General features: G+C 76.8%; 4 protein-coding genes. 1 reads left to right on the top strand and 3 read right to left on the bottom strand.

All coding sequences use genetic code 11. From position 1 onward, the window contains the following. Nucleotides 1–55: 55 nt before the first annotated feature. Nucleotides 56–1,756, top strand: coding sequence for an ATP-binding cassette domain-containing protein (locus tag E1300_RS48270; protein ID WP_131763965.1), 1,701 nt, complete (start codon nucleotides 56–58; stop codon nucleotides 1,754–1,756). Here E1300_RS48270 and E1300_RS48265 read toward each other — a convergent pair. From E1300_RS48265 to E1300_RS48255, 3 genes are all read right to left on the bottom strand, one after another. Further along, nucleotides 1,707–2,387, bottom strand: a complete 681-nt coding sequence (locus tag E1300_RS48265; RefSeq protein WP_131763964.1) for a response regulator — start codon at nucleotides 2,385–2,387, stop codon at nucleotides 1,707–1,709. The genes E1300_RS48270 and E1300_RS48265 overlap by 50 nt on opposite strands. Next, a complete protein-coding gene (locus tag E1300_RS48260) occupies nucleotides 2,348–3,469 on the bottom strand; it encodes a hypothetical protein (protein ID WP_131763963.1) in 1,122 nt (373 codons plus the stop codon). The genes E1300_RS48265 and E1300_RS48260 overlap by 40 nt, the downstream gene beginning before the upstream one ends. Then, nucleotides 3,456–3,930 (bottom strand): sensor histidine kinase (locus E1300_RS48255; RefSeq protein WP_207400431.1); only part of this gene is annotated, 475 nt, incomplete at its 5' end. The genes E1300_RS48255 and E1300_RS48260, both read right to left, overlap by 14 nt.

The following is a 3,930-nucleotide window of genomic DNA, read 5'->3' as shown; positions in this document are numbered from 1 at the left end:
ACGGCGCTGCGGGCCGACCCGGCCTACCGCGCGCTGTTCGCGGAGGAGCCGGGCCGTGCCGGCTGACCGCGCCGTCGCGCCGCTCGTGGCGCCCGTCCTGGCGGGCAACCGGGGCGCCCTGGCCCGGCTCGCCGGGTGGTCGCTGCTCGGCGCCGTGCCGACGCTGGCCTCGGGACGGCTGGTGGCCGCGGCCGCGGACCGCGGCTTCCTCGCCGGCGACGCCGCCCTGGGCCTCGCGCTGCTCGGCTGCTACGCGCTGCTGACGGCATGCGGGGTCGCGGCGTCCCGCCAGGCGGTCCGGCCGCTCGCCGAGATCGTGGAGACGCTGCGCGACCACCTGGTGCGCGCGGTCGCGGAGGGAGCGCTGCGCGCCGCGGTGGAGGGCAGGCCGCCCGGCGGCGCCGTCGCCGGGATCACCCAGCAGGCGGAGCAGGCCCGGATGCTGGCGGCCGCGGCGCTCATGAGCGTCCGCACCGTGGTCTTCGGCGGCCTCGCCGCCCTCGCCGGGCTGGTCGCGCTCGCCTGGACGGTCGGTGCGATCGCCGCCCCGCTGCTGCTGGCGGCGGCCGCCGTCCTGCCCGCCCTGTCGCGGGCCTGGTCGGTCCGCTACCGGCGGTCCCTCACGGCACAGGAAGACCTGGCCGGCCTCGGCCAGCGCGTGTTCTCCTCCCTGCGGGACGTGCGGGCGTGCGGCGCCGCGCGGCACACGGAGAACGCCCTGGACGCGGTGCTGCGGCCGAGCGCCGACACGGCCGTCGCCGTGGCCGCGGTGGAGGCGGCCCGAACCGCGGTGATCGCGCTCGCGGCGCGCGCACCGCTGGCCGTGCTCATCGTGCTGAGCCCCTGGCTCGTCGAAACGGGACGCCTCACCCCCGGCGAGGTGCTCGGCGCGGTCGTCTACCTGGTCTCGGGGCTGGAACCGGCGCTGCGCGCGTTCACGGACTCGGTGCTCAACACCGGCATGGAGCTGCGGCTCCTGCTCACCCGGCTCGCGGCCCACTCCGGGCCCGCGTGCCGGTCCGGAGGAGCGCGGCCCGTGGTGCGGACGGGCGGGCGCGCCGTGACCCGTTTCGACCTCTCGGCGCAGGACGTCACCTTCGCCTACCCGCCGCCCGCGCCGCCCGTCCTCGACGGCGCGTGCCTGGCGATAGCCGAAGGCGAGCACGTCGCGATCACCGGGCCGAGCGGCATCGGCAAGTCGACGCTGGCGGCGCTCCTGGCGGGATTGCAGGTCCCGCACCACGGCACGGTGCGTCTCGGCGGCGTCCCGCTGGGGGAGCTGGACGAGAAGTGGCTGCGGACCCGGATCGTCCTGCTCCCTCAGGACGGGTACGTCGTGCGCGCCACCGTCCGCGAGAACCTCGCCTACCTGTCTCCCGGCGCACCGGACGCGATGCTCGATCGCGCCGTCGCCGACCTCGGCCTCGGCCCGCTGGTGCGCAGGCTCGGCGGCTACGGCGCCGCCATCGGCCGCCCCGACGCGCTGTCGGCGGGTGAACGGCAGGCCCTCGTCCTGGCCCGCGCCCACCTGGCCGCCCCGCCCGTCCTCATCCTCGACGAGGCGACCCGCCACCTCGATCCGCCGGCCGCCGAGCGCGCCACCACGGCGCTCGCGGCCCGGGCGGGCACCCTCGTCGTCATCGCGCACCGCCTCGACGCGATCAGCCGTGCGGACCGCCGGATCGAGGTCGGCCCGAGCGGGCGGATCACCGCCCCGCCGCCGCCGACCGGTACCCGACGACCTCCTCGGGCGTGATCAGACCGTCCTCGATGGCCCGCGCGAGCATGTCCGCCTTGGTCGGCGCGGGACGGCCCGCCTGCGCGTACTTCACCCGGGCCCGCTTGATGTACATCTCGACGGTGTGCACCGACACCCCCATGCGCCGCGCGACCGACCGCTTGGACATCGACTGGAACCACCACAGCAGGGCGGTCCGCTCGCGCTCGGACAGCCGCGCGGCCTCCGGCCGCCGGTCGCACGCCAGGACCCCGGCCGCCGTCGGCGTCACGTAGGGACGGTCGTCGGCGACGCTGAGCACGGCCTCCAGCAGGTGCGCCCGCCCCTCGTTCTTCGCGACGAACTCGCACGCCCCCGCCTCGATCGCGGCCAGCACCATCTCCGGCTCGGTGAACTGGGAGAAGGTGATGACGCGCTGGGCGCAGGACGCCAGGTCGGCCACCTCGTCCAGCACCAGGCGCCCGTGCAGGTTCAGGTCCAGGATCAGCACGTCGAGGTTCTCGGGAATGCCCTCGACCGTGTCGGCGACATGGGCCACCCGCGCCCGCGCGTCCCGTTCCAGCCAGGTCCGCACGCCCTCGACGACCACCGGATGGTCGTCGACGACGCCTACGGCGAGCCCGGCGGCTTCCAGCGGCTCTCCACCCACAGCCGTTGCTCCTCCTCGTCGTGCACGACCGACAGCGGCAGGGCGCCGCCGGCCTCCGCGGTGATCACGGCGGTCGCGTCGGCGAGGACGCTGACCACCACGTACTCCGCCGTCGCCACGACCGTCAGCCGGGCCCAGGTCCGGGCCGCCGCGAGCGCGAGCATCGGCCCCGCGGCCAGGTCCCTGCGGACCTCGCGCGGCAGCGGCGGGAGCTCCCCGAAACCGAGCAGCGTGACGGCCACCGCGCGGCGCTCCGCGACGTCGGCGCAGGCCCGCAGCTCGTGCAGCAGCGGGTGCGGGGCGTCGTCGGTCTCGGCGAACAGCCGCCGCATGCGCGCGGCCTCCACCGCGGCCCGCTGGCGGACGGCCTCGTCCTGCGGATCGAGCCGCCGGTCCGCCAGGCCGTGCAGCAGCGGCGCGACGCGCGTGCGCAGGTAGTCGTACCGGCGCTGCCGCTCGGCGTGCACCGCGTCCTGCGCCGCGCTCCGCGCGAGGCTCTCCGAACGCTGCCCGGAGATCGCGGCGACCTGCCGCGCGGTCCGCTGGAGCTGCTGGGCCAGCCAGGCGAACAGGAACTGGACGCCCGCCGTGGTGTAGGACACCGTCACCAGCCGGGCCAAAGCTACCTCGTCCAGCGTCCCGTCGTAGGCCATCCGCGCGGCCATCACGCCCATGTTCACGGCGAGGAACGCGACGAGGCCGCCGAGCGGCCGTTGCAGGAAGAGCAGCACGCCCGTCCAGCCGAGGGTGTTGGACGCCCAGCTCACGTCGCTGATCACCCCGCCCGGCGGATACGCGGCGATCGCCATCGCCGACGCCGCCTGCGCGGCCGCGGCCAGCGCCCAGACCGTGCGGGTCCCGATCGGCGAGCGCAGCACCAGCACCGCCCCGGCCACCTGGACGGCCGCCAGCGCCGCCCACGCCGCGACCACCAGCGCCTTCGGGTCGTACACCCGCCAGCTCCGGGCGAGGATGATCAGGTCGTAGCCGGCGTGCCAGGTGGCGACGACGCCGGCCACGGTGACGCCGATCGCCCGCGAGTAGCGCGCCGACACGATCCGGGCGCGGTCATCCGCCGCCATCGGGCCACCACATCCGCACGCGCGTCCCCGAACCGGGCCGGGACACGATCTCGGCGCCGCCTCCCGCGGCGCGCATCCGGCCGCGGATCGACTCCTGGAGCCCCCGCCGCTGCGGCGGGACCGCCGCGACGTCGAACCCCGCGCCCTCGTCGGCGATCTCGATGCCGACGCCCGCCGGCGCGGTCCGCCAGTACCCCACGCGCGCCTCGGTGGCTCCGGAATGTCGGGCGACGTTGGTGAGCGCCTCCTGGGCGCTCAGCGTGATCGCCTCGGCGGCCTCGCCCGGCAGCTCGCACGGAGGCACGTCGACCACGACGCGCAGCTCGGGCAGGCCCGGCCGCAGCGCCGGCACCAGCGCCCGCAGCGCGACGTCCAGCCGGACGGCCCGCGGCGCGGCACCGCCGCGGGAGCGCAACCCGTCGATGACCCGCAGATCGGACGCCGCGCGCCGCGGCAGCGCC

Source organism: Actinomadura fibrosa (assembly GCF_900659615.1).
Lineage (GTDB): Bacteria > Actinomycetota > Actinomycetes > Streptosporangiales > Streptosporangiaceae > Spirillospora > Spirillospora fibrosa.
The sequence above is the reverse complement of the archived record's forward strand: the minus strand, read 5'-3'. Positions and strand labels throughout refer to the sequence as shown.